Annotated in this window: 22 protein-coding genes; 6 read left to right on the top strand and 16 right to left on the bottom strand. The window is 37.2% G+C overall.

The genetic code is table 11. From position 1 onward, the window contains the following. Nucleotides 1-13 precede the first annotated feature (13 nt). Nucleotides 14-544 (bottom strand): gamma carbonic anhydrase family protein, encoded by a 531-nt coding sequence (locus tag HX005_RS05630; protein WP_107009399.1) that lies wholly within the window; start codon nt 542-544, stop codon nt 14-16. A gap of 29 nt (nt 545-573) precedes the next feature. Then, the gene (locus HX005_RS05625; protein WP_107009398.1) at nt 574-1,188 is read right to left on the bottom strand and encodes a CoA pyrophosphatase; all 615 of its coding nucleotides are present in this window, start codon (nt 1,186-1,188) and stop codon (nt 574-576) included. Nucleotides 1,189-1,313: 125 nt separating this feature from the next. Between HX005_RS05625 and HX005_RS05620 the strand changes: the two genes are divergently transcribed. After that, nucleotides 1,314-1,862, top strand: coding sequence for an NUDIX hydrolase (locus HX005_RS05620; protein ID WP_107009397.1), 549 nt, complete (start codon nt 1,314-1,316; stop codon nt 1,860-1,862). 70 nt (nt 1,863-1,932) lie between these two features. Here the strand turns inward: HX005_RS05620 and filF are convergent, their stop codons facing one another. From filF to filA, 6 genes are all read right to left on the bottom strand, one after another. Continuing rightward, entirely contained in the window at nt 1,933-3,876 is a 1,944-nt protein-coding gene (filF, locus tag HX005_RS05615; protein WP_286376604.1) for a putative pilus system protein FilF, read from the bottom strand. 10 nt (nt 3,877-3,886) lie between these two features. Next, nucleotides 3,887-5,116 carry a putative pilus assembly protein FilE gene (filE, locus tag HX005_RS05610; protein WP_286376603.1) on the bottom strand — a complete coding sequence of 410 codons (1,230 nt, stop codon included), beginning with the start codon at nt 5,114-5,116 and terminating at the stop codon, nt 3,887-3,889. Continuing rightward, complete coding sequence (filD, locus tag HX005_RS05605) at nt 5,116-6,780, bottom strand: putative pilus system OmpP1/FadL family transporter FilD (protein WP_107009394.1); 1,665 nt, start codon at nt 6,778-6,780, stop codon at nt 5,116-5,118. Before filD ends, filE begins: the two co-directional genes overlap by 1 nt. Nucleotides 6,781-6,792: 12 nt before the next feature. After that, nucleotides 6,793-8,013: a putative pilus system protein FilC gene (gene filC, locus HX005_RS05600; protein WP_286376602.1), complete on the bottom strand. Its 1,221-nt coding sequence runs from the start codon at nt 8,011-8,013 to the stop codon at nt 6,793-6,795. Nucleotides 8,014-8,062: 49 nt separating this feature from the next. Beyond that, on the bottom strand, nt 8,063-8,896 hold the full coding sequence (gene filB / locus HX005_RS05595) for a putative pilus system C39 family peptidase FilB (protein WP_286376601.1): 834 nt from the start codon (nt 8,894-8,896) through the stop codon (nt 8,063-8,065). A 198-nt stretch (nt 8,897-9,094) separates the two neighbouring features. Beyond that, a complete protein-coding gene (gene filA / locus HX005_RS05590; protein ID WP_286376600.1) occupies nt 9,095-10,021 on the bottom strand; it encodes a putative pilus system protein FilA in 927 nt (308 codons plus the stop codon). Between the two features lie 248 nt (nt 10,022-10,269). Between filA and HX005_RS05585 the strand changes: the two genes are divergently transcribed. Continuing rightward, complete coding sequence (locus tag HX005_RS05585) at nt 10,270-11,649, top strand: anthranilate synthase component I family protein (RefSeq protein ID WP_286376599.1); 1,380 nt, start codon at nt 10,270-10,272, stop codon at nt 11,647-11,649. A gap of 51 nt (nt 11,650-11,700) precedes the next feature. Here the strand turns inward: HX005_RS05585 and hisC are convergent, their stop codons facing one another. From hisC to HX005_RS05545, 8 genes are all read right to left on the bottom strand, one after another. Then, on the bottom strand, nt 11,701-12,792 hold the full coding sequence (gene hisC, locus HX005_RS05580) for a histidinol-phosphate transaminase (RefSeq protein ID WP_286376598.1): 1,092 nt from the start codon (nt 12,790-12,792) through the stop codon (nt 11,701-11,703). Between the two features lie 223 nt (nt 12,793-13,015). After that, nucleotides 13,016-14,317, bottom strand: coding sequence for a histidinol dehydrogenase (hisD, locus tag HX005_RS05575; RefSeq protein WP_286376597.1), 1,302 nt, complete (start codon nt 14,315-14,317; stop codon nt 13,016-13,018). Between the two features lie 127 nt (nt 14,318-14,444). After that, complete coding sequence (locus tag HX005_RS05570) at nt 14,445-15,107, bottom strand: DUF4272 domain-containing protein (RefSeq protein WP_286376596.1); 663 nt, start codon at nt 15,105-15,107, stop codon at nt 14,445-14,447. A 167-nt stretch (nt 15,108-15,274) separates the two neighbouring features. Then, on the bottom strand, nt 15,275-15,976 hold the full coding sequence (gene hisG / locus HX005_RS05565) for an ATP phosphoribosyltransferase (RefSeq protein WP_107009386.1): 702 nt from the start codon (nt 15,974-15,976) through the stop codon (nt 15,275-15,277). A gap of 4 nt (nt 15,977-15,980) precedes the next feature. Further along, complete coding sequence (gene murA, locus HX005_RS05560; protein ID WP_107009385.1) at nt 15,981-17,240, bottom strand: UDP-N-acetylglucosamine 1-carboxyvinyltransferase; 1,260 nt, start codon at nt 17,238-17,240, stop codon at nt 15,981-15,983. Between the two features lie 6 nt (nt 17,241-17,246). Continuing rightward, on the bottom strand, nt 17,247-17,498 hold the full coding sequence (gene ibaG, locus HX005_RS05555; protein ID WP_107009384.1) for a BolA family iron metabolism protein IbaG: 252 nt from the start codon (nt 17,496-17,498) through the stop codon (nt 17,247-17,249). A gap of 141 nt (nt 17,499-17,639) precedes the next feature. Next, complete coding sequence (gene hpf / locus HX005_RS05550) at nt 17,640-17,978, bottom strand: ribosome hibernation-promoting factor, HPF/YfiA family (protein ID WP_107009383.1); 339 nt, start codon at nt 17,976-17,978, stop codon at nt 17,640-17,642. A gap of 172 nt (nt 17,979-18,150) precedes the next feature. Further along, nucleotides 18,151-19,608, bottom strand: coding sequence for an RNA polymerase factor sigma-54 (locus HX005_RS05545; RefSeq protein WP_286376595.1), 1,458 nt, complete (start codon nt 19,606-19,608; stop codon nt 18,151-18,153). Between the two features lie 472 nt (nt 19,609-20,080). Here HX005_RS05545 and HX005_RS05540 point away from each other — a divergent pair, with 472 nt between their 5' ends. The 4 genes from HX005_RS05540 (at nt 20,081) to HX005_RS05525 (ending at nt 23,359) form a co-directional block, all read left to right on the top strand. Continuing rightward, nucleotides 20,081-20,986, top strand: a complete 906-nt coding sequence (locus HX005_RS05540) for an amino acid ABC transporter substrate-binding protein (RefSeq protein ID WP_286376594.1) — start codon at nt 20,081-20,083, stop codon at nt 20,984-20,986. A gap of 93 nt (nt 20,987-21,079) precedes the next feature. Continuing rightward, entirely contained in the window at nt 21,080-21,922 is an 843-nt protein-coding gene (locus HX005_RS05535; RefSeq protein ID WP_286376593.1) for an amino acid ABC transporter permease, read from the top strand. Nucleotides 21,923-21,924: 2 nt separating this feature from the next. Then, entirely contained in the window at nt 21,925-22,602 is a 678-nt protein-coding gene (locus tag HX005_RS05530) for an amino acid ABC transporter permease (protein WP_286376592.1), read from the top strand. Nucleotides 22,603-22,615: 13 nt separating this feature from the next. Further along, nucleotides 22,616-23,359 (top strand): amino acid ABC transporter ATP-binding protein, encoded by a 744-nt coding sequence (locus HX005_RS05525; protein WP_286376591.1) that lies wholly within the window; start codon nt 22,616-22,618, stop codon nt 23,357-23,359. Nucleotides 23,360-23,483: the final 124 nt, after the last annotated feature.

The following is a 23,483-nucleotide window of genomic DNA, read 5'->3' as shown; positions in this document are numbered from 1 at the left end:
TGATTGCATACAGTTAAAAATGTACTTCTTCTAAATTTACAAAATCTTGAAAATGTTCAGCATAATGCATCGCACTCATTTTCAAACGAATCTCAGCCTGATCATCTAAAGTTTTAATCACACGAGCAGGAGAACCAACCACCAAAGAATTATCAGGGATCACTTTACCTTCGGGCACCAAAGCATTTGCACCAATAATACAATTTTTCCCAATCACAGCATGATTTAAAACAACCGCATTAATTCCAATCAAGCTATTATTTCCAATGGTACAACCATGCAGCATCGCCTGATGACCAATTGTAACGTATTCCCCTATATTTAATTCAATACCCGCATCTGTATGTAATACTGCATTTTCTTGTACATTACTAAAATCTCCAATACGAATACAACTGTTATCTCCTCGCACCACTGCACCAAACCATATACTGACTTTTTGCCCTAGTTCAACTTGCCCAATAACCGTTGCATTCGGTGCAACCCAACCATCAAAAGGTACATGTAGCGCTTTTGGAGCATATCCCTTAAATTTATACATCATTTTATGTAATTCCTTTATTTAAAATGTTGCTATTTTTTATTCATTACTCTTGAACGAAAAGTTGGTGAATTTAATAAAAATGGCCAATTTTTTTGATAATTCAAACCATACTGAAATAATGAAATTAAAATACGTGCCGTAAGCCCCCACACAATTTCATTTTCAACTCTTAAACTTGGAAAATAAACGGACTGGTGAGCTAATCGTACCTCATAAGGAATCGGCTGAGACTCCATTAACTTTCTTAAAGGTGCATAAAAAATACGATCAATTTCAGTTGGTTGTGCAATTAATTTCAAATCTGGTGGAATCAAACCAACCACAGGCTTAACAGACATACCACTTTTTGCGCGCTCCATAGGTAAATCACCCAATAAAGTCACTTCAAAAGGATCCAATGCGGTTTCTTCCCAAGCCTCACGTAAAGCAACCACAATATTACTGGTATCATTTGGGTCTCTTTTTCCTCCCGGAAATGACACTTCTCCTGCATGATTTTTTAAATAAGCAGAACGACGAGTTAATAATATTTTTGGATCTTCTTCTTGAGTGATGGCGATTAACACAGCAGCCTGTGCAGGGTAAGTTCGCTTAGCGAAACGTAACCGTTGCTGTAAAACTTGTGTTAATAATTGCTCCTGCATAAAACCTCACTCGCTTTTTTGTTATTTTTACATCATATATGAAATTTCATACAAGGGGCTATAAATGATGCGAAATTCAGAAAATTCAGTTATGCTGAGTCATCATTCATTTTTCAATGAAGCTTATGAGTTTTTGTACAGCCTGTGGACATACAACGATAGAAAAAATTCCTTTGGGTGATCATCAAGTTAGAAAAGTGTGTACCCATTGCGGCACCATTCACTATGTAAATCCTAAAGTGATTTGTGGCGCCCTTGCACTTTGGGAAGGTAAAGTTTTACTTTGTCGTCGTGCCATTGAGCCACGCTATGGACTTTGGACATTACCTGCGGGTTACATGGAGTTATTTGAAACCATGGAACAAGGTGCAGCACGTGAAACTCGCGAAGAATCTGAAGCTGAAATTGAGATTGAACAACTTTACTGTATGTATAATATTCCACGTATTGGACAAATTTATGTTCTATTTAAGGGAAATATTAAAGATGGGCAGTTTGGTGCAGGCGAAGAAACGATAGAAAGCCGTTTATTTGCAGAAGAAGATATCCCATGGAATGAACTTGCCTTTCCGAGTGTAGAAAGAACGCTTCGTCATTACTTTGCTGACCGAAAAAACAATCAATTCCAACTACATCTAGAAACATTAGGCTCACGTTTAGATCATACTGGCTAAACACCTTATACAATATTTGCAAATAAAAAACCATCTCGAAAGATGGTTTTTATTTCAAACGATAAGCTAATTATTGCTTAGTCAAAATTTTATAACAGCTTGGTAACTCAACGCCCAAAGTACCACTCGCACGTGCAGCTAAAGCTTTTTGTGCATCGCTTAGTTTATCTTTATGTGCTGCGTTATAAACTGTTTGATAAACTGAATGCATATTTGCCCATTGTGCTGTAATCGCTTTATCGCCTTCCCAACCTGTAATATTAATCCCACGATCTGTTGTTTCATCGGCCAATAAACGTTGTAAATTCAAACGGACACCGCCTGGAATAAGAGTCCCATCACCACCAACGGAAGTACTTGGTAAATATACGATCGCATCATTTAGTCCTAATAAAGCACCGTCTAGATTACCAAAAATAGGGTTCGCTAAAATCATACGAATCGTGATTGATTTGTCTGGATCTGTAGTCGTATAGTTTGCGGCACCCGTTGTACCAATTCGATACTGTTGAACGCCTGTTGTTTCATCTTTATAGGTAGAAGCATTCACATTTGTACATTGATCTGAGGCTAAATTATTTGCTGTAGCATTTGGACCAATATTGGTACGAATATCACCATGTTCATCAATAACAATACCCAACTTCACAGGCGCAATCGTTTTGTCTGTAAAGTTAAATACAATATTGGCATATAGCGGGAAAATATATTTTTCACCTGTTTTTACAGTATTCACTGTACGGAATACTCGTTTATCTAAATATGTTGCAGGGTTTGACTTATAGACATCAATCGTTCCAGCAAAACTCTCATTATTTAAAGTTTGACGCCATTTTCCATATACTGTTTCATCTGCAGGTTTTGTTGAAGTTCCTGTCACACGCTCATACATGTCCGCCGTACCAGCGATATTTGTGCCATTTGCCAAAGCACCCTGCGTTAACTCTAAAGTGTCTGTATTACTATTGGCTGTTTTAAAAATAAATGGTTTTGTGATTTTATTACTAAACTGATTGAGTAAAGCGCCTTGGGCATCTGCATTTAGCTTTTTAGGCTCAGCTTGAGTTAACAAAAAGTATTTTAATATTGAAGAACTAATTTGATTTTCAGTATTCGTATTCACTGGAATACCTGTCCATTGGACAGTATATCCTGTGGTATAACCTTGACGTGTTGTTAATAAATATAAGTTTGCAATTGACTCTTTTTTACTATTGGTCAGGCTTGCTCCACTAAAACCACGAATATCAACATTACTACCCGTAAATGTTAAGAAGTTAGTGGTATAAACGCCAACCTGATTTTGTTTAACTAAACGCTCTGTCACATCTTGGGCACTTGCTGCATTTACTTTTTCAACATCCATCCATGGCTTAATAATTTCAGCATAAGTGCCATTTGATAAATTTAGTGCAACAACATCTGATTTAATATTTCTTAACTTTTCTTTTATGTCTTTAGACAAAGTAATCGGTTGTATATCACCCACAATATTTGCATCTTGTGTTACACCAACAGTCTGTAAAATACGCACCAGCGCGGTCATCACTCGATATGTTTCATCGTTAGCATTACTTGTTACAGCCGCTTTCCCTGTCATTGCACTCGCTAAATCTAATAGACTAATTTGTGCAGGTTGACCATTTATTTTTAATGGACGTATTTTTGCTAGGTCTACAGTACCTAAAGATATTTTATTAGCAGACTCAACACCTTGAATATAAAAGCTCACTTTATCTGTAGAAGGACAAGCTCCCATTGCCACACTACTGACCAACTCAGTCACAAAATGGTTATTGGTGTCACTGCTACAATCAAAGTTTAAACCAGCAACAGGATAATCAATAACAAAAGATTGACATTTATTTGTACTGGTCTCTTCACATCCATTTGTTGATGTCGCCACACCTTTATTTGGATCTTCATGAATCGTGGCACTTTCACCACCGCCACAAGCTGTCAATGCTGCAACTAAACCAGTTAATGCAAAAGGGAGTATAAAATTTTTTTTCATTGTTTAATCCTTACTGAATAACACTCAGCTTAATTTGTCCTTGATTTGTTAATTCACGATCTTGAATATCAATAGCTTCTGATAAAGGCGTCATAAATAAGTAATATGCTGAATTTGGCTTTTTCAGAATACCTTCTAAAGAAGAATACTGTGTTGCACTTTCATTTTGCTCATCATTCTTAAACCCACTTACGCCTTCAACAACACAACCTTTTTCATCTAAAAAAACCACCAAAGGCCAATAGTAACTTGGCTTTTTCTTTGAAGATGCATATGAGGAAAATAAAATATTCTCAATATTCGTATCTAACTTTACAACTTCATATGCAAAATTTTCTTTGATCGGAGCAACTGGAAAAAAGCTGACTTCCTGATTTTTCAAAGAAATTGTTTTTGCTTTATCTATCTTTTTACCTGAAAAACAAGACTGTTCTAAAGTCTGGATCACTTCATCTTTAGGTAATCGATAATAAGTTGTAGCTAATGCAATGGCTTTATGTTCTTTGTGTTTTGGTTGACGAATTTTATCAAGTAAAGATTGGCTTAACCCTTTTTGTCTTTCAACAGTTTCGAAACGTCCTCCTGCCATTGCTCCCGTTTCAGGCATGACATAAAAACGTTTTTTTCTTTCTAAATTAAACTCATGATCTTCTAAATATTCATTATTGACATACTTAACACCATCAATTTCTGTAATATTGGCATTATCTTTAGAAGCTGACACCGTTTTATTGTTTGGTGCAGTTTCTACTTGCTGCTGAGTTACAGGCTGATTTTGAACTGTAACTGAAGTGGATACATTAGACGGAATGACATGATCTGATTGTTTAGGTTTAACGGTTTTTTCAACTTCCTGTATAGCCACAGTTTGTTTTTGTTCCGCTTTAATCTCTCTTTTCACTTCTACATTTTTAGCTGTAGTTACAGTCTCATTATTCAGCTTAGCCACTGGAACTGATTCAATCTGCTGTGGTTTTTCAGGCTTTACGACAATTATTTTTTCAGATGGAGAAACCGCTTGCTCTTTTTGAGTTGAGGCTATGGGCTTATGTTCAACCTGAGGTTGAAGCTGCACTTTTTCTTTTTTATCGGATTCACTTGGTTTTTGGACGACCATCGGTCGTCCATCTGGACCAATAATAGTATAAAAGTTAGCAGCATAAGTTACAGATATACAGCTCATCGCTAGAAATACAAAACTTAATCTCATCATGCTAACTCTCTTCTTGTGCAACAACATTACCATCTCGTTCTATAATTAAGACCTAAAATGGTGACTTTGGTATTGGTTTTAATATCTAAACCTGCATAAGGATTTAATAATAAATTATCGACCCCAGTTTGGTTTGCCATACTACTGGTATTCGCAGGAATATTATCTCGGCTACGTAAAAAACCTACAGATAAATCAATATCTGTATCTTCATCAAAACGATAGCCCAATCCTAAACCGAATAATTGTGCATTATTAATAGGAACTAAAGTATTACGTTTATCATCAGGAATTGCACTTGCACGTGGCTCATAACCTGCACGAAGTTTCAGACGATCTGTTGCTGAATACTCAACACCAATCCCCCAACTCCAAGGTGATTTAAATCCTAAAGGAAGTGATAAAGAACTATCTGTTACCTGATTTGATAGTAATTTTGCAATTTTAAGTGCTGAAATTTGACGATCGAATTCAAATTGGAATTTCTCCCATGCTTTGAAATCTGTCCATCCCAAGTCAAAATTCACTTGTAAATCAGGTAAGACCTTATATTTTATCCCTGCTTGAAAATGCGCAGGATATTCTAAATCCATTGCAATTAAGCCAGATTCTGTTGGAGGAATATAACCAGGAAAGCCTAAAATAGCAGCTAAAATTTGCCCTGTTGCAGAAGAGTTCAAACCTTTAATTAATTCACGAGGTGCATTGGCATTATCAATAAAATATTTACCCTTCATGCGCATTTTTGCTGCACTTTGATAAACCATACCAAAACCAAACTCTTCATTCGGCTCCCACATTAAACCAAGATTATAACTTGGACTTAAACTCTGCTCTAAAGAAACCTCCATCGCAGCAAATTTATTAAATGGGCTAACCGCTTCATTACCATTACAAATACCAAATAAAAGTAAATCTGTAATAACGTTTGAATTTTCTCTAAATGGTGCACAAACAGCTTCATCAACCATTCGTAACACACCAATCATTTCATTTGGGAAACGGAGGTCTGTTTTTAAGGCAATAGCATTATAAGACATCCCAATAGATGCACCGATTGATAACTCATCACTCACTTCATAAGCAATAGATGGTGATAAATATGTAATACGCTCAATCGCAACTTGTTGCCCCATGAAATTACCAGCATTACCATTTTCCGAACCAAAGCCAGCAACCATCGGTGCATAAACAGCCGTTGCATACGTCAACTTTGAACCAGGTGGGTTATAAGAAACACCACCTGTAGGTGCAAGTACAGGCCAACCCGCACCTAAATCAACAACTTTTTTCAAAATTGGAATATATAAACTGGCATATTCCACATCACCTTTTACAGAGCTCTTATAATCCGTACATAAATTTGACTGATTATCTGGCGTATCATTACAAATTAAAGGATCATCAGAATAACCAAAAACGTTATACCCCTGAGGTGCAGAAAACTCTCGTTGCACATCAAAGTTAGCAACAATGCCTTGTACATCTGTTTGCAAACCCTTGAGCTTAGTTAACGCAGCAGGGTTAAAGTGAATTGCACTAATACCAGGAGGGTCAGCAGTAACAGCGTTCCCCATGGATAATGAACGAATATCTACAGATAAGTTCAAACCTAAATGTGCAAAAACTTGAGTTGAACAACCCGTTAAGAAAATAGCTGTAACTAACGGGCGTAAGCGTGGGTATTTCATACCACCTCTCCATTAGCTCGCTTTTTTCTTACCGAAACCTAAAATATCTAGTGGGAATGATAGACCTAGAGAAATATCAGGTGAATCTTCAGTTAAACCAATTCCTAAAGTACCATTTACAATCGTTTCTGGTGATACACGTACACCTAAAGCAATCGAGAACATACCACTCGATTGATCTGCTGCTTTATAAGATTCGCCATTGGTATAAGTAAACGATGTATTTGTATTGAAGGTTTGTTGATATGACATCGTCATAGAAACATCGTAGTTAAATGAATAAGCAAATCCGAAGGAGAAACCACCCGTAATCCCTGGTTCAAATTCATCTAAAATACGTGCACCACCATCACCACCACCACGCACTTGATTTAACCCCGTTTCTTTAAAACCATAGTTACCTGAAACGGAGGCAAATAATACGACTGGATCTATATATTTACGGGTACTCGCACCAACACCAACCGAGTAATATCCCTTACCTGTTGACAATTCTTTGTTTGGATTAATTTCGTATGGGCTATCGCCTGTTTTAGTTGATAGATTTCCAAATAAAATCAGTGGTAAACGACCCGCTTTTAATGGAAAAGGTTCCCAACGTGCGCCAAAGTTAATATCACCTAAACCCGCAGCAGTGGTATCTTTAATATTATTTGACTTAGCAACAAAAGGTAACGATGCACTAAAAGTTAAATTATCAAGTACGCCATATTGTGCTGTAAATGTATTGGTAATGGTATGGCTTGCATCTTCATCTATACGGAGTTGATATAAATCACCATCATTCATTGCAGCATTAATCTGCTGATCACGATAATATGAATAATCTAAATCATAAAAAGCTGAAATTTCACCTTTTTTAATTAATGAATATTGTCTTTCATTTGATGTAAATACTTCTTGCAAGTTTGTTTCTTGAGTTGCATCACCCTCTTTCTGCTGTAAAGCATTAGCCGCTTGAGTGCCAGCAGATGGTACCAGTGATGGTGTAGCATCTTTATCAATTTCGACTTTATCAGAAACTGGGGCAGCTTGTGTTGTTGCAACTTCTGCCACTTTATCTTGAGGTAAAGTCGCATCTGTGCTTGCAGTAGCAACTTGATCATTTACCTCACTGCTTTGAACAGTCTCTGCTGTTTCTGAAGCATTGTCGGCTTCTGCTGCATATACTCCACCTATCGCAAGTTGAATACTAACGGCTAGTAAAGTTCTTCTCATCCAGTGATTATTCATTTTATTCCTACCTAAAAGTGTGATTATTTAAATTTTTTCTAATCTGCTTTTACTTACGTTTATAATATAGTCGCATGAATGATGTAATTGGCTGACCTTGTGTCTCTGAATTATCACCACGGTCAATGACTCTACGCATTGTAGATGCCTTATCTGCTATTTTATTAATATAATCATATGAATATTGCATATCAACAAGTGCATATCGATTAATTGTAGCATCTTCAACATGTCGTAAATCAGCATCCTGCAAGGCTAAAAAATCTTTCTGCTGATCTTTAGGCACATTAATTAAGAATAATGTATTATTTTCCCAAATGTCTTTAAAACGATTTTCATCGAAGCTAATATTCCCTAAAGCAGGGTCGGCGACATAAACTCGACCATTTTTATACGCCTTAAAGACAACAAAATGTTTAAAACCTGCATATGAAATTGGCACGATTGCTGGCTGTTGTTGTTTGACTAAGTCTGAGAACTCACCCTTATAGCCACCACTTTCAATGCCAAGCGCAGAAACAAAACGCTTCATATCTAATAGTGAAAAACTACGACGTTCTACGATTCGATTATATTCGCCGTATCGTAATAAACCTTCCATTGTCTGCTGTTCAGTAAGATTCGTACCAACATATCCATTTAATAATGTTGTTAATGCTGCTGATCCACAACTATAGTCATATGCCTGACGGACAATGCCACGAAATTGATTTTCTAAGGCAGGTTTTATTTGAACCATCTCACGATGATTTCGAGAAAAAGAGGCATTACGAGGATCGGCAAGCTCTGTATAGTACACAGCATCGGTTGGTTTTTCTTTGATATCTAATGCATGGCTGGCAAAATAGTATATTAATGCCGAACCTAAAGTAATCTCTAACATATTCTTAAACTATTCAAGTATCGGCAAATAATTGCCTGAAGTGTTAATTTTATTTTTAGAGTGAACACTCTACTTCCATGTGCTTTTAAGATACCTGTTTTTTCAAAAAAAAACAGCTTTTTTTTACTTTTGTTTGATTTGATCATTTTGTTAAAAAAAAACGCGTGAAATTCACGCGTCTTTTTAAATCAGATCAGATTAGTGACCAGAAATTGTGATTACAGCACCTGCATTTGCAGCACCTGCACCATTAAATACTTTCAAACCAGAGATTGCAACATCACCGATTGAGCCAGAACCAGTACCAGTACCTGGAACAGCTGCTGTAGCGCCCGATTTAGGTACAAAACCTGTACCACCACCTAACACAACTTGTTTGATATAAATATCTGTACCTGCTGCATTTTTAAGAGCAGTAATTGCTAAACCTTCTGGTTTTACAGCAACATCTGCATCTAAAGCAAGATCAGTACTACCCGTATCATTTAACTTAATGCCACCTAGAACAATATAACCACCATTTGCAGCATCTTTAATTGCTAGGTCGTTAATCTCTAAACCACCAGTCATTGCACCGTCTAATTTGATCATTGCGCCTTGTGGCGTATTACCTAACTGGATATTTGCAGCCAATTTACCAGTTTTAAGTGATAAACCACTTAAAATTTCAGCGCTACCTGTACCCGCTACATATGCACCCGCAGCACCAGTTGCATCATTAACTTCGATTTTACCTAGATCAATTGTTAAACCAGAAACTTCTGCAGCAACGTTTAGGAAAGGACTACCTGCACCACCATCTGTGTCAATTGTGATATCTGCTAAGTTATGAGAAGCCAACAAAGATGCAGCATTAGCACCAACAACAACATTATTTAGTGTAATTGCACCTGTTGTACCTGTACCACCAAAACCAGGATCACCAGCAGCACCTTTAGCAGCTAAACCATCGCCATCAAAAACATGTAATTTATCAATTTCAATTTTTGAAATACCAATACCAATTGAAATACCATCTTGACCAGTTGTTGCGCTTAATGCTGCATCATCCATAGCTTGCATAGCCATTGCATTCGAACTGATTGCTACCGCAGAAACTAAAGCAACTTTAGTAAATAATTTCATCTGTACTCTCCCAAGAGCATTTTTTTTCATTTTTAACCACTCGCCGTCGCTTCACGTTGTTTTTGTTTTTTTACAACAGAAACTTTCTTCCTTGAGTAGTCCGATTTGCACTATTAAATTAACCTTATGTTATTTTTTGTTCAATAGTTGTTTATCAAAAAACAGTAATTCCCGATAAACGGCGTTTTTGTGACTCAGTGTACAAAAAATATCGTATAATCATAGCACCTGTTCTATTAGTTTTAAAGATGCTAACTCAATCAATTTTCAGTATAAATTTGGATATTCAGGAACTTACACCTGCTGATATTTTACAACGGCTAAATGAACTATTTGGTTGTGTTTATCTTGAAGATGATCATCATCCTGTTATTGCTTTTTTGCCTCAACAATATTTACTGCATCAATCTGGACATTATACTTATTTTGAGCGTACAGAAAGCTTTAAATATATAGAAAAACAAAAAAAATCAAATATTTATGAATGTATAAAAATTACACCAACCGTGTCAACTAAACAAACAAAAATAGGCTTTTCAGGTGGCTATATTGGCTTTATTGACTATAATTTTTCAGCACAACAAAATATAAACAATCAATATAAATCTCAACCTAATTTATTTTTAGGTCAATATTTAAGTTATTTAAAATACCATCAAGGACAATGGACTTTTTATAGTCAAGAAGATAATCCTCAAAGGATATTAGATATATTAAAATCTAAACTCAATATTTACTCTCATCCACCTACAGGATTTAAATTAAATACATTATGTATGGCAAAATGGACTAAAAATGAATATATTCAAGCTTTTGAAAAAATACAAAACTATATTAAAGCAGGTGATTGTTATCAAATAAATTTAACCCAAGCGTTTACTGCAAAAGCTCAAGGTACATTAATTGATACTGCTAAAAAATTTTGGCAATTAACGAATGCGCCTTACTCTGGTTATTTAAAAATAGATGATTTTGAATTATTGAGTTGTTCACCTGAATTATTTATTGAGTTTGAGGATAATCATAAAATTTTGACTAAACCCATCAAAGGGACGATGCCACGTTATGATGATCCAATTTTAGATGAGCAGTCTAAGAACACGCTCATTCACTCTAAAAAAGATCAAGCAGAAAATGTCATGATCGTGGATTTATTACGTAATGATTTGAGTGTTTATGCAGAAACAGGCTCAGTGAAAACACCGAAATTATTTAATATTGAATCATTTAACCAAGTTCATCATATGGTGAGTGAAATTACTGCAACCTTAAAGCCTGAAGTCAACCCTTTTGATGTTTTGATGTCTGCGCTTCCCGGTGGCTCTATCACAGGTGCCCCAAAAATTCGTGCAATGCAAATTATTGAAGAGTTAGAAAGTAGTCCACGTGGTGCATATTGTGGTTCATTGGGTTATTTTAATTTTGATGGAACAGGTTCATGGAATATTTTAATTCGTTCTATTCAGAAATATCAGGATCAGGTCTCTATCTGGGCAGGTGGAGGGATTACCATCGCATCGGATTGTGATGCGGAATATCAGGAATGTTTTGACAAAGTTTCTGCATTACTGGATTTACTCAACACATGGTACTCACCTGAAAATTCAAAAGAAAAAAGCGAATCCTAAGATGCACTTTAAGCCCCTCTTTTGAAAAGAGGGGTTTGGGGAGATTCCTAATCAACCTAAAATATCATTTTTCAAGGTATCAACAAGACGTTGGTTTTGTTCGTCTGTACCAATGGTAATGCGTAAGAATTGATTAATACGTGGCTTATTGAAATAGCGCACAATAATGCCTTGCTCACGTAATTTACTCGCCAACTCACCCGCATCATCGCTTGGCGATGTCGCAAAAATAAAATTCGCTTTAGAAGGCAAAACCTTAAAACCCAGATCAGTCAGTTGTGCAGTCAACTTGTCACGACTTGCAATCACTTTTTGGTTTTGTGCTTCAAAATAGGCTTGATCTTCAAATGAAGCCACTGCAGCAGCAATGGCAAAACGGTCAATTGGATAAGAGTTAAAGCTATTTTTTACCGCTTCAAGTGCCGCAATCAAATGCGGCTGTGCGATTGCAAAACCAACCCGTAAACCTGCCAATGAACGTGACTTAGATGTAGTTTGACACACCACCAAGTTATCGTATTTTTCAACTAATGTTACCGCAGATTCTGCACCAAAATCGACATAGGCCTCATCAATCACCACCACCCGATCAGGGTTGGCAACAAGCAATTCTTCAATTTTAGTTAAAGGCAATGCAATACTGGTCGGCGCATTTGGATTGGCAATAATCACGCCACCATTTGCTTGTTTATAGTCAGCAATATCTATTTCAAAATTGTCATTCAATGCAATCTGTTTGCTGTTGACAGCAAAAAACTGACTATAAACTGGATAGAAACTATAGCTGATATCTGGGCTTAAAATCGGTTCATCACGGACAAAAAATGCTTTGTAAATATGAGCCAGCACTTCATCTGAACCATTGCCCACAAAGACATTTTCCACAGCAACGTTTTGCTGTTTGGCAATGGCTTGTTTTAATACACTAGCATCTGGGTCAGGATATAGACGTAAAGCATCCGCAGAGTTTTCCAAAACCGCCTGTACTGCTGCAACCACTTTTGGCGATGGTGGGTACGGATTTTCATTGGTATTCAGTTTCAATAAGTTCTGAATTTTAGGTTGTTCACCCGGTACATAAGGTTCTAACTTACGTACTGATGGGCTCCAAAAACGCATTTGTTCAGGTGTGATATTTGACATTTTATTTTCTCAATATTCCCTCTCCTTCCAGGAGAGGGTTAGGGTGAGGTCTTTTAACACCCTCTCCTGAGTGTGTTTTAAAGTATAACTTTAAAATTCAGCGCAAGTGAGGGTTAGGGAGAGGTCAATTGATGCCAATCCTATTTTAACTTTAGTAAAAGAATTAGTTTCCCCTCATCCCCGAGAGAGGGACATTCATTTCTAAATGGATAAGGGATTTAACTTATTTATAACGATAACGCGCAGATCTCGCATGTGCATCCAGATTTTCCTGTTGTGCAAGAATATCCGCTGTTTTGGCAAGTGATTTCACCCCTTGCTCAGAACACATGATCAAGCTTGAGCGTTTTTGGAAATCATAGACGCCAAGTGGTGAAGAGAATCGTGCTGTGCCCGATGTTGGCAATACATGATTTGGACCTGCACAATAGTCACCAATCGCTTCAGGGGTATAGCGCCCCATGAAAATCGCACCGGCATGACGGATCTGTTCCGACATTTGCTCGGCTTCATCCAGACATAACATCAAATGTTCTGGAGCAACCTGATTAATCAATGCCTCACCTTCCGCACGGTCTTTGACCAATATCAAAGCACCTCGATTTTCAATTGAAGTTCGTGCAATTTCAGCTTTTGGCAATGCTTCAAGATGTTCTTCGATGGCTTGCGCAACATCATTCAGCAACTGTTCATCAGGCGTAATAAATACTGCTTGTGCAACGGTGTCGTGCTCCGCTTGGGACAATAAATCCATAGCAAGCCATTTGGCGTTATTTTCACCTTCTGCATACACTAAAATTTCAGAAGGTCCTGCAATCATGTCAATACCGACCTGACCAAACACCGCACGTTTAGCAGCAGCGACGAAACGATTTCCCGGACCTGTAATTTTATCGACCTGAGGAATGGTTTCAGTGCCATAAGCCAAAGCAGCAACAGCTTGCGCACCGCCAATCGTAAAGACACGATGCACGCCAGCCAAATGTGCTGCAGCAAGCACCAATGGATTTAATTCACCATTGGGCGCAGGTACCACCATAATAATTTCTTTTACACCTGCCACATGTGCAGGTACAGCATTCATGAGTACTGAAGATGGATAAGAAGCCAAACCACCCGGTACATAAATTCCAACCCGATCAAGTGGAGTGACTTTTTGACCCAATGTGTTGCCTAAAGCATCGACATAAGTCCAGCCATCCTGCTTTTGTGCTTCATGGAATGAGCGAATACGATCGGCTGCCATTTCCAATGCTTCACGTACTTCTGTGCTTAAACCTTCAAATGCAGCTTTCAGTTGCACTTGTGACAGTTCTAAATCTGAAAATTGATGCGCTGGATGTCGATCGAACTGTTGAGTGAGTTTCAGTACATGTGCATCACCATGATGGCGTACATCTGCAATAATTTGGTCTACTGTTTTTAAAAGCTCAGGATCACTCACTGTTTCAAAAGCCAACAAATCAGCAAAGTCTTGCTTGAAGTTCGGCTCTTGAGTCGATAAACGTCGCATCAATTTACCCACAAGGTTATTTAAGAAAGATTTAGTTTACCTTGTTTTCATACGCTTGTGGGCGAGATAACATCATCAATTCTATTTAGCTTAATCAAAAAGTTTGATGAACAATCATACACATGATGCGATTGCCGATTTAGGTACTGACATCTGGATGGTCCCAATCACTTTCCGCTTGGATTAACCAATTCAATGCCCCATGTCGTTCAACAACAACTGAGGCGTTTAAATTTGCAGGGGCTTTTTCTTGCTTTAGACGAGCATTCACACATGCCCAATCATAACGATAAATCAAATCCGCCTGATCTAGAATTTCTTCAATGTCACGTAACTGAACTTTTGCCATAAATTCATCAAAGCTTTTGACAGAAACCACGGCTTGAACGGCAAAATCACAATCCACTATATTTTCAGGATAATTCAATTCATCGACAATACCCAAAGCCCACAATAAAACCCAATAGGCTTCGTATTTCCAGACCATATTGACAATATCTTGTTCTGAAACATGACGGTTTAAAATAGCCTGTTCTTTTTCAGTTAAGACTTCGAATACTTGCATCTTTTTTAAAATATCCAATACAAATGTCTGTGTTTCATCATCATATTGATTATTATTGAGATCACAAGCGACTTGAATCACCCATAAACATGCAATGGCTCTTTTGGCAATACTTTCTACACTTCGTATCTGAACATCAGCGGCAGATTCAATCACAGGCAACCCATCAATATAAGGAATGTCATGCTGCTTAAGTATTTCAATGGAATGTTCTTTTCGTTGTTGTGGTGTTTTCATTGTGATCCTTTATTTGAATGAGTTGTTTTCATATAGATTGTTTTTTAATATACGTTGCTTTTGATGTAAATTGCAGCCCTTAAAATGAACGATTTATTTCATTTTCGCCAATATTTTAAACTATAAAAAAACCGCCCTTTTGGGCGGTCATTTACACTTAAATCTATTTAAGCTTTTTTCGCATTTTCACGTTCTTCAACGGCTTTTTCAAGCTGAGCAAGAATTGGGTTCAATAACGTTTGTTTGCGCTTAAAGCTGGCTTTATTAACAATCAAACGTGAAGATACTTTACAAATCTCTTCCAAAGGCTCTAAACCATTGGCACGTAAAGTATTTCCAGTATCGACCACATCGACAATGTAATCACCTAAACCCACCAATGGCGCAAGCTCCATTGAACCGTAAAGTTTAATTACATCGACTTGCTCACCAAGGCTCGCATAGTATTGACGAGTTAAATTGACATATTTAGTGGCAATTTTTAAACGACCTTTAGGACGTTCCATACCAACTTTACCTGCGGTCATCAATTTACAGTTAGCAATTTTAAGATCTAATGGTTCATAGACATTTTGTGCGCCATGTTCCATCAATACATCTTTACCTGCAACACCAATATCTGCCGCACCATTTTCTACATAAGTCGGTACATCTGAAGCACGTAAAATCAAAATACGTACATGCTTATGTGTCGTTGGAAAAATTAACTTACGAGATTTATCTGGATCTTCTAATAAGTTGATTCCAGCGGTTTCTAGTAAAGGTAAAGTTTCTTTTAAAATACGACCTTTACTTAGTGCTAAAGTTAAACCATGATCAAAATTGCCCATTACGTCAAAGTTTGGATCATCGTTTCTCATATCGCTCATTAACTTACTCGCTCACTCGCTTAATTTGGGCACCTAGACCTTGTAATTTTGCTTCGATATCTTCATAACCGCGGTCAATATGATAAATACGGTCAATCAAAGTTTCCCCTTCAGCGGCCAAGGCAGCTAAAACCAAAGAGAAAGAAGCTCGTAAATCTGTTGCCATAACAGGTGCAGCAGATAATTTTTCCACGCCTGTCACGACAGCATCATTACCTTCAACCTGAATATTTGCACCCATACGTGCCAATTCAGGTACATGCATAAAACGGTTTTCAAAAATCGTTTCTGAAATGGTGGCAAAACCGCGACCAATGGCATTGACTGCCATGATTTGTGCTTGCATATCAGTTGGAAAATCAGGGTGTGGTAAAGTCTGAAAGCTGACTGCTTTTGGACGTTTACCCATCATATCAAGTTCGATCCAGTCATCACCACGAGTAACTTCTGCACCCATTTCTTCAAATTTATCGAGTACTGATTCAAGCAAGTTTGGATCGGTATGTGTGGTTTTTATTTTACCGCCTGTGATCGCAGCAGCCGCAAGATATGAACCTGTTTCAATACGATCTGCAACCACTGAATATTCACAACCATGTAAGCTTTCAACACCTGTAACCACTAAGGTATCTGTGTCTAAACCTTCAATTTTTGCACCCATTTTAATGAGCATTTGTGCAAGATCAGTGATTTCAGGTTCACGTGCAGCATTGCGAATCGTGGTCACACCGTCTGCAAGTACAGCAGCAGTCAAGATATTTTCAGTACCGCCGACCGTCACCATATCAAAGACGACTTCACCACCTTTTAAACGACCATCAACTTTGGCGTGCACATAACCTGCTTCAACTTCAATTTGAGCACCTAAAGCTTCTAAGGCTTTTAAATGCTGATCGACAGGGCGTGAACCAATAGCACAACCACCAGGAAGTGAAACTTTTGCACTGCCATAGCGCGCTACTAAAGGACCAAGCACTAAAATTGATGCACGCATGGTTTTAACAAGTTCGTAAGGTGCAAACTGATTGTCGAGTGTAGACGTATCCGCAATAACGGTATCGCCTTCATACTTCATGGTGACACCTAAGCCACCGATTAGTTTTACTAAAGTATTAACATCCTTAAGATTAGGCACATTTCTTAAGGTAATGGGCGTATCAGCCAAAATCATTGCTGCTAATAAAGGCAATGCTGCATTTTTCGCGCCCGAAATACGGACTTCGCCTTCAAGTGTTGTGCCACCTGTAATTAAAAACTTATCCATTTATTATTAAGCTCCAAAAAGACTAGCTTTGCGCCATTCTTCTTTAGTCATTGCACGAATTGTTACAGCATGCACTTCACCACTGGCAATGTAAGAGTTAAGTGGTTGATAAACTGCTTGTTGGCGTGCAACAGTACGTTTGCCTTCAAATTGATCATCAACAATACGGAGGTCAAACTTACCTGCTTGTCCACTGACAGCAACTTCAGCATCAGGAAAAGCTGCTTTAAGGATTTCAGTGAGCTGTTCACTATTCATTGCATGACCTCTTTATAGGACTGACAGTGTAAAAACCGAGTATTTTACTATAAACTCATCACAATATTGCATTATCTTGTACAAAAATTATTGATAAAAAAAAGAGGTATATTTCAACCTCTTTTCAAATAAATAAAATGATTAGCTCGGTGCAAATATCGCTTGATAATTTAATTGCATTTTACGATGTCGCTCCAATTGTCTTTTTAATTTATCTGTAAGTTTTGTAATTGCATTATACATATCATCTGCACAGGCTTGTGCAAAGAGTTCCACCCCCGGCAATCGTACAATCGCTTCTGCAATATGATTGGCACTGCCTTTTTTTGATCTTTTATCTAACTGATGATCCTTACTCAGTTTGACCTGCATGCTGTTAACCTGATCGATATGTTTGGTCATTTCAGCAAATTTATTACGAATATTCTCTTCAATTGCAGGCGTAATACTTAAATGATGTCCACGAATTGTAATTTGCATAATTCTATCCCTCTCCTTCTCTCAGGATATGAAATGTCATCACCAAAATGATTGAACTATAACAAAGTAATATTCGTAATGTATTAATTCATCATTTTGGTAACCTATATAAACAAAAAAGAGATTCATTATTTCGTCATAATGAATCTCTAGAATACTCACATTTTAAATTTTAGATCAAGACTTTTCTGTCTGAAGACGATGGAATATGTAACGATTCACGATACTTTGCAACGGTTCGCCTTGCTACATCCACCCCATCCTCTTTAAGCAAATCTGCAATTTTATTATCTGACAATGGCTTACGAGGATTTTCATCGGCGACTAATTTTTTAATTTTTGCACGAATTGCCGTTGAAGAAGCTTCTCCACCCGATGTTGTTCCGACATGACTTGAAAAAAAGTATTTTAATTCAAATAAACCACGTGGAGTGAGTAGAAACTTATTGGTCGTGACACGGGAAACTGTAGACTCATGTAATTCCACTTCATCTGCAACATCACGTAGCACCAAAGGTTTCATTCCTTCTGCACCGAGCTCTAAAAAATCACGTTGATGTTGCACAATACAAGTCGTCACCTTGAGTAAGGTTTTATGCCGCTCATCAACACTTTTAATAAAATTCTTCGCTTCTAGCATTTGATTACGCAAATATTGATTATCATCACTTTGATCAGCACGTTTGATCATGCCTGAGTAAAATGGATTAATACGTAATTTAGGCAAAATATCAGGATTAAGCTGCACATGCCAATGATCATTTTTCTTAGATACAACAACATCTGGAATCTGATAATCAGATTCTTTTTGATCAAACTCTGCTCCAGGATAAGGCTTCAAGGTTTTTAATAAATCCACCGCAGACTTTAATTGCTCAGCATCTAAACCTGTTTGTTTAATCAGTTTATTTAAATCATTACTTAGCAACAGTTCATAATGCGTTAACAAAAGAGAGGCTTCTTTTTTAAACAAAGTTGTATTTGGCAATGCATCTACTTGTACAAAAAGACATTCTGCTAAATTTCTTGCTCCTATCCCCATAGGTTCAAGACGTTGAATATGTTTAAGCACAACAATAACTTCGTCTTCCTCAACCTCTATTTCATAATCCATTTGCTGTAATAAATGCTGTACTGAACTGACAATTTCATCAAGACCCGCATCTAAAAAACCCTTTTCATCTAATGCGTCAATAATGCAATAGGCAATGAGTTTATCAACAGGCGAGAAATGCAATAAATTAATTTGTGCAAGCATATGCTCTTTCAATGAAGCATTGGCATAACGGTTATCTTCCCGATCATCAAATTCAGGACGTTCCATTGCTGTAGATTGGTGTGTATAAATATCATCCCAATTTGTATCTACAGCCAACTCATCAGGTAAATGATCTGCATTTAAACTTTCAGATAACTCATATTCTGGTTGTTCTTGTTTAAGATTTTCTAAACTTTCAAGGTTTTCGTTATTTTCATCTTCAACTTTTTCAAGCAAAGGATTACTATCTAATTGAATTTGGATTTCTTGTTCAAGCTCTAAACTAGAAAGTTGTAATAATCGAATGGCTTGTTGCAATTGAGGTGTTAATGATAATGAGTTTGCAACTTTCAACCCAACCGATAATTTCATCTTGCGACATCCTTAAAATCACATTTCTAATAAGCAAAAATCATGCCTTTTTATTGTTATAGCACAGCAATTCACCTGTTCATAGTAAAAATAGCAGCTCAATCTTCAAAAATTTCAGAAAAATAGTGCATATTAAAATGAATAAGTTTTTATTATCCTTAGTTTTGATAAGAAATTATGCACAGTTTCATCTTTGTTTTATTTAAATCAAGAATAATACTCGATGCAATACATCCGTACCAATTTTACTATATAAAATGAGCATCCACCCCAATCGCTCAGTATCTATTCGTTTTTTGCACAAAATTTATATTGTTTATTACTTTACTTATCATAAATGAACGTATAAAAGTAATGATATAAGAAATATGAAGGATCCTTATTTCTAAATAAAAAGTTTGGCATAAGACGTGCTTTGTTTTTACTGAGCATGATGAATTGACATAAATAAATTGTGATTGGAGTGATCAAAATGAATAAAAACTCAACCAAAGTTTTAACAACGGTTTTAGGTGTCTTAATTGCAGGTGGTGCATTTACTCAGGTTCAAGCAGCCGACACACTTGCAAAAATTAAGCAATCTGGAAAAGTCATCATCGGTTATCGTGAGTCTTCTGATCCAATTTCCTATGTGGTGGGTGGCAAACCTATGGGTTATGCCGTTGACATCTGTAATAATTTTGCAAATGAGTTGAAAAAAACTTTAAACCTACCAAATCTTAAAGTGGAATATAAAGCGGTGACATCGTCAACCCGTATTCCTGAGATGCTTGCAGGCAATATTGATATGGAATGTGGAACAACCACAAACTCTATCCAGCGCCAGCAACAAGTAAGTTTCTCAACCAACTACTATGCAACAGAAGTTCGTATGGCTGTCAAAGCCAATTCTCCAATTAAATCAATCGCTGATCTGAACGGTAAAGCGGTGGTTACGACACAGGGAACAACTTCTGACAAATACATCAAAATGGGTGAAAAAGGCGAAAAAGTCAACGTAAACAACGTTTATGGTAAAGATCACTCAGACTCATTTGCAATGGTTGCGTCAGGTCGTGCTGCTGCTTTTGTCATGGATGATAATATTTTGGCAGGCTTAATCGCTAAATCATCTAACCCTAAAGATTTCAAAGTTGTTGGACCTGTACTTTCATCTGAGCCTTACGGCATCATGATTCCAAAAGGCGATGCTGCCTACAAAGCGATTGCAGATCGTGTGGTTACAGGTATGTGGAAAAATGGGCAAATGGCTGCACTGTACAAAAAATGGTTCTTATCTCCAATTCCACCTAAAAATATTAATATTAATATGAATATGCCAATGAGTTCGTCCTATAAAAACTTGATGGCTAAACCAACAGATGCAGGGATTAAATAGATCATCTCAATTTAAAAAGAACATATGGATCAAAACATTTTAACGGCTTTGATCCATTAACTTCATGAAAAATTAAAATGACAAGGAGCACACATGGCAGTAGGCTCACTTAACTGGACATCATATTGTCTACCTTCAAATGAATATAGTTTAGAGAAAGCCGCGTGGGCAGAATCTATTTGTAAAGCTATTGGGGGCGAAAGCTATTCAGCAGTCGCAGATGCACCAACATGGCTACAACTTCTTGGTTCTGGTGTTTGGACAATGGTCTGGACAGCCGTTGCTGCATTCTTTATTGCTTTTTTATTGGGGTCACTTATTGGTATTCTAAGAACATTACCAAATCAAAAATTAGCATTTATTGGTACTTGTTATGTGGAATTATTTCGAAATATCCCATTAATTGTACAGCTTTTTTTCTGGGCTTTTGTATTTCCAGAGTTACTACCAAAAAGCTTAAGTACAGGCAGCGGTGAAATGGTCAATGGAGGCTGGTGGCAAAACATTCTCAATGATAATCCTGCTGTAATTGGGGTATTTGCACTTGGACTTTATACGGCGGCACGTATTGCAGAACAAATACGTTCAGGGATAAATACTGTTTCTCGTGGGCAAAAAAATGCTGCCTTGGCGATTGGTTTAAATCAAAATCAAAGCTATCGCTATGTCATACTCCCTGTTGCATACCGTATCGTTTGGCCAACCCTGACTTCAGAAGCAATGAATATTTTCAAAAACTCAGCAGTACTCTATGCTTTAAGTATTTTGAATTTCTTTGCTTATACCAAAACCATGCGTGAAGAAACCTCACAAGATATTGTCATTCTCATTCTTTCCACACCTGTATATTTGATCATCACTTATACCATTAAGTTAATCATGGCTTGGATTGAAAAACGTATGACCGTTCCTGGTTTAGGCTCGGGAGGTAAATAGCTATGGATTTTAGTATTTTACAAAACCAAGATGTTCTTCAAACACTTCTTGCTGGGTTTAAATTTACGGTTACAGTCACTATTTTATCGATCATTGGTGGGATACTCATTGGTACGCCCTTAGCTATGATGCGTCTATCAAATAACAAAGTGGCGAGTAACTTTGCAAAAGTATATGTTGATTTCTTCCGTGGCGTGCCACTGATTCAAGTCATTTTTATATTTTACTTTTTGCTTCCCAAGTTTTTTGAGTTTCAGTCAGATACATATTATGGACCTCTCTTTTCTAGTGTAGTGACTTTTGCAATTTTTGAAGCAGCTTTTTTCTCAGAAATTGTTCGTTCAGGGATTCAATCCGTCTCTAAGGGACAGGTCAATGCAGGATATGCACTTGGTTTTACTTATGGGCAAACGATGTCCAATGTGGTACTTCCACAGGCTTTTAGAAATATGTTGCCTGTATTACTGACACAGTCCATTGTGTTATTTCAAGATGTTTCCTTGGTTTATGTGATCAGCGCACCCGACTTCTTAGGCAATGCAAATACACTAGCGAACACATATGGTGCCGAAACTAAAGCAACATTCTACTTGGTCGTTGCAATCGTTTATTTCTGTATCTCCTTTGCGCTTTCAAGACTCGTAAAGCGTTTACATCAAAAAATAGCAATAATTCGATAATTGGAGAATCAATATGCCAATGATAGAAATACAACAGATCTCAAAATGGTATGGAGATTTTCAGGTTTTAACTGACTGTACAACATCAATTGAAAAAGGTGAAGTTGTTGTGGTCTGTGGACCTTCTGGTTCAGGGAAATCTACACTGATCAAAACTGTAAATGCATTAGAACCTTTTCAACAAGGAAATATTATTGTCGATGGAACAGCGCTTAAAGACCCAAAAACAGATCTTGCAAAATTTCGCTCACGTGTTGGAATGGTTTTCCAGCACTTTGAACTATTCCCACATATGACTGTTTTGGACAATTTAACCATTGGACAGATCAAAGTACTCAAACGCTCTAAAGCTGAAGCTGAAAAAAAAGCCTTACAATATTTAGATCGTGTTGGTTTAGCTGCACACAAAAATAAATTTCCTGGTCAACTTTCAGGTGGTCAACAACAACGTGTTGCGATCGCACGTGGTCTCTGTATGGACCCTGTTTGTATGCTCTTTGATGAACCAACCTCTGCGCTAGACCCAGAAATGGTAGGTGAAGTACTTGAAGTGATGAGCAGCCTAGCCAAAGAAGGCATGACCATGATGTGCGTGACACATGAGATGGGCTTTGCACGTAAAGTATCTAGTCGTGTGATTTTTATGGATCAGGGTAAAATTTTAGAAGATTGTGCAACAAATGACTTTTTCAACAAACCTGAAGAACGCCATGAACGCACTAAGTTTTTCTTAGATAAAATTGCGATGGTAGTTTAAATTATTTAATTTTCTTTCCTTGGCTCATAAAAAAAGCCCCCTCGCTTTGAGGGGGCTTTTAGATTTAAAAGCTGGCGATGACTTACTCTCACATGGGTAACCCCACACTACCATCAGCGCAAAG

Origin of the sequence: Acinetobacter sp. R933-2, assembly GCF_030325485.1 — a bacterium.
GTDB classification, from domain to species: domain Bacteria; phylum Pseudomonadota; class Gammaproteobacteria; order Pseudomonadales; family Moraxellaceae; genus Acinetobacter; species Acinetobacter sichuanensis.
This window is presented reverse-complemented; position numbering and strand designations above follow the sequence as displayed.

What these genes read in the sequence shown, in the direction of transcription:
- filF (WP_286376604.1), bottom strand. Translation starts at nt 3,876, where the DNA reads ATGAAAAAAAATTTTATACTCCCTTTTGCATTAACTGGTTTAGTTGCA.
- HX005_RS05620 (WP_107009397.1), top strand. Translation starts at nt 1,314, where the DNA reads ATGAGTTTTTGTACAGCCTGTGGACATACAACGATAGAAAAAATTCCT.
- filB (WP_286376601.1), bottom strand. Translation starts at nt 8,896, where the DNA reads ATGTTAGAGATTACTTTAGGTTCGGCATTAATATACTATTTTGCCAGC.
- filA (WP_286376600.1), bottom strand. Translation starts at nt 10,021, where the DNA reads ATGAAATTATTTACTAAAGTTGCTTTAGTTTCTGCGGTAGCAATCAGT.
- HX005_RS05570 (WP_286376596.1), bottom strand. Translation starts at nt 15,107, where the DNA reads ATGAAAACACCACAACAACGAAAAGAACATTCCATTGAAATACTTAAG.
- HX005_RS05585 (WP_286376599.1), top strand. Translation starts at nt 10,270, where the DNA reads ATGCTAACTCAATCAATTTTCAGTATAAATTTGGATATTCAGGAACTT.
- HX005_RS05630 (WP_107009399.1), bottom strand. Translation starts at nt 544, where the DNA reads ATGATGTATAAATTTAAGGGATATGCTCCAAAAGCGCTACATGTACCT.
- HX005_RS05545 (WP_286376595.1), bottom strand. Translation starts at nt 19,608, where the DNA reads ATGAAATTATCGGTTGGGTTGAAAGTTGCAAACTCATTATCATTAACA.
- HX005_RS05540 (WP_286376594.1), top strand. Translation starts at nt 20,081, where the DNA reads ATGAATAAAAACTCAACCAAAGTTTTAACAACGGTTTTAGGTGTCTTA.
- HX005_RS05625 (WP_107009398.1), bottom strand. Translation starts at nt 1,188, where the DNA reads ATGCAGGAGCAATTATTAACACAAGTTTTACAGCAACGGTTACGTTTC.
- ibaG (WP_107009384.1), bottom strand. Translation starts at nt 17,498, where the DNA reads ATGAATAGTGAACAGCTCACTGAAATCCTTAAAGCAGCTTTTCCTGAT.
- HX005_RS05525 (WP_286376591.1), top strand. Translation starts at nt 22,616, where the DNA reads ATGCCAATGATAGAAATACAACAGATCTCAAAATGGTATGGAGATTTT.
- hpf (WP_107009383.1), bottom strand. Translation starts at nt 17,978, where the DNA reads ATGCAAATTACAATTCGTGGACATCATTTAAGTATTACGCCTGCAATT.
- filE (WP_286376603.1), bottom strand. Translation starts at nt 5,116, where the DNA reads ATGTTGTTGCACAAGAAGAGAGTTAGCATGATGAGATTAAGTTTTGTA.
- hisC (WP_286376598.1), bottom strand. Translation starts at nt 12,792, where the DNA reads ATGTCAAATATCACACCTGAACAAATGCGTTTTTGGAGCCCATCAGTA.
- HX005_RS05535 (WP_286376593.1), top strand. Translation starts at nt 21,080, where the DNA reads ATGGCAGTAGGCTCACTTAACTGGACATCATATTGTCTACCTTCAAAT.
- filC (WP_286376602.1), bottom strand. Translation starts at nt 8,013, where the DNA reads ATGAATAATCACTGGATGAGAAGAACTTTACTAGCCGTTAGTATTCAA.
- murA (WP_107009385.1), bottom strand. Translation starts at nt 17,240, where the DNA reads ATGGATAAGTTTTTAATTACAGGTGGCACAACACTTGAAGGCGAAGTC.
- hisG (WP_107009386.1), bottom strand. Translation starts at nt 15,976, where the DNA reads ATGAGCGATATGAGAAACGATGATCCAAACTTTGACGTAATGGGCAAT.
- HX005_RS05530 (WP_286376592.1), top strand. Translation starts at nt 21,925, where the DNA reads ATGGATTTTAGTATTTTACAAAACCAAGATGTTCTTCAAACACTTCTT.
- filD (WP_107009394.1), bottom strand. Translation starts at nt 6,780, where the DNA reads ATGAAATACCCACGCTTACGCCCGTTAGTTACAGCTATTTTCTTAACG.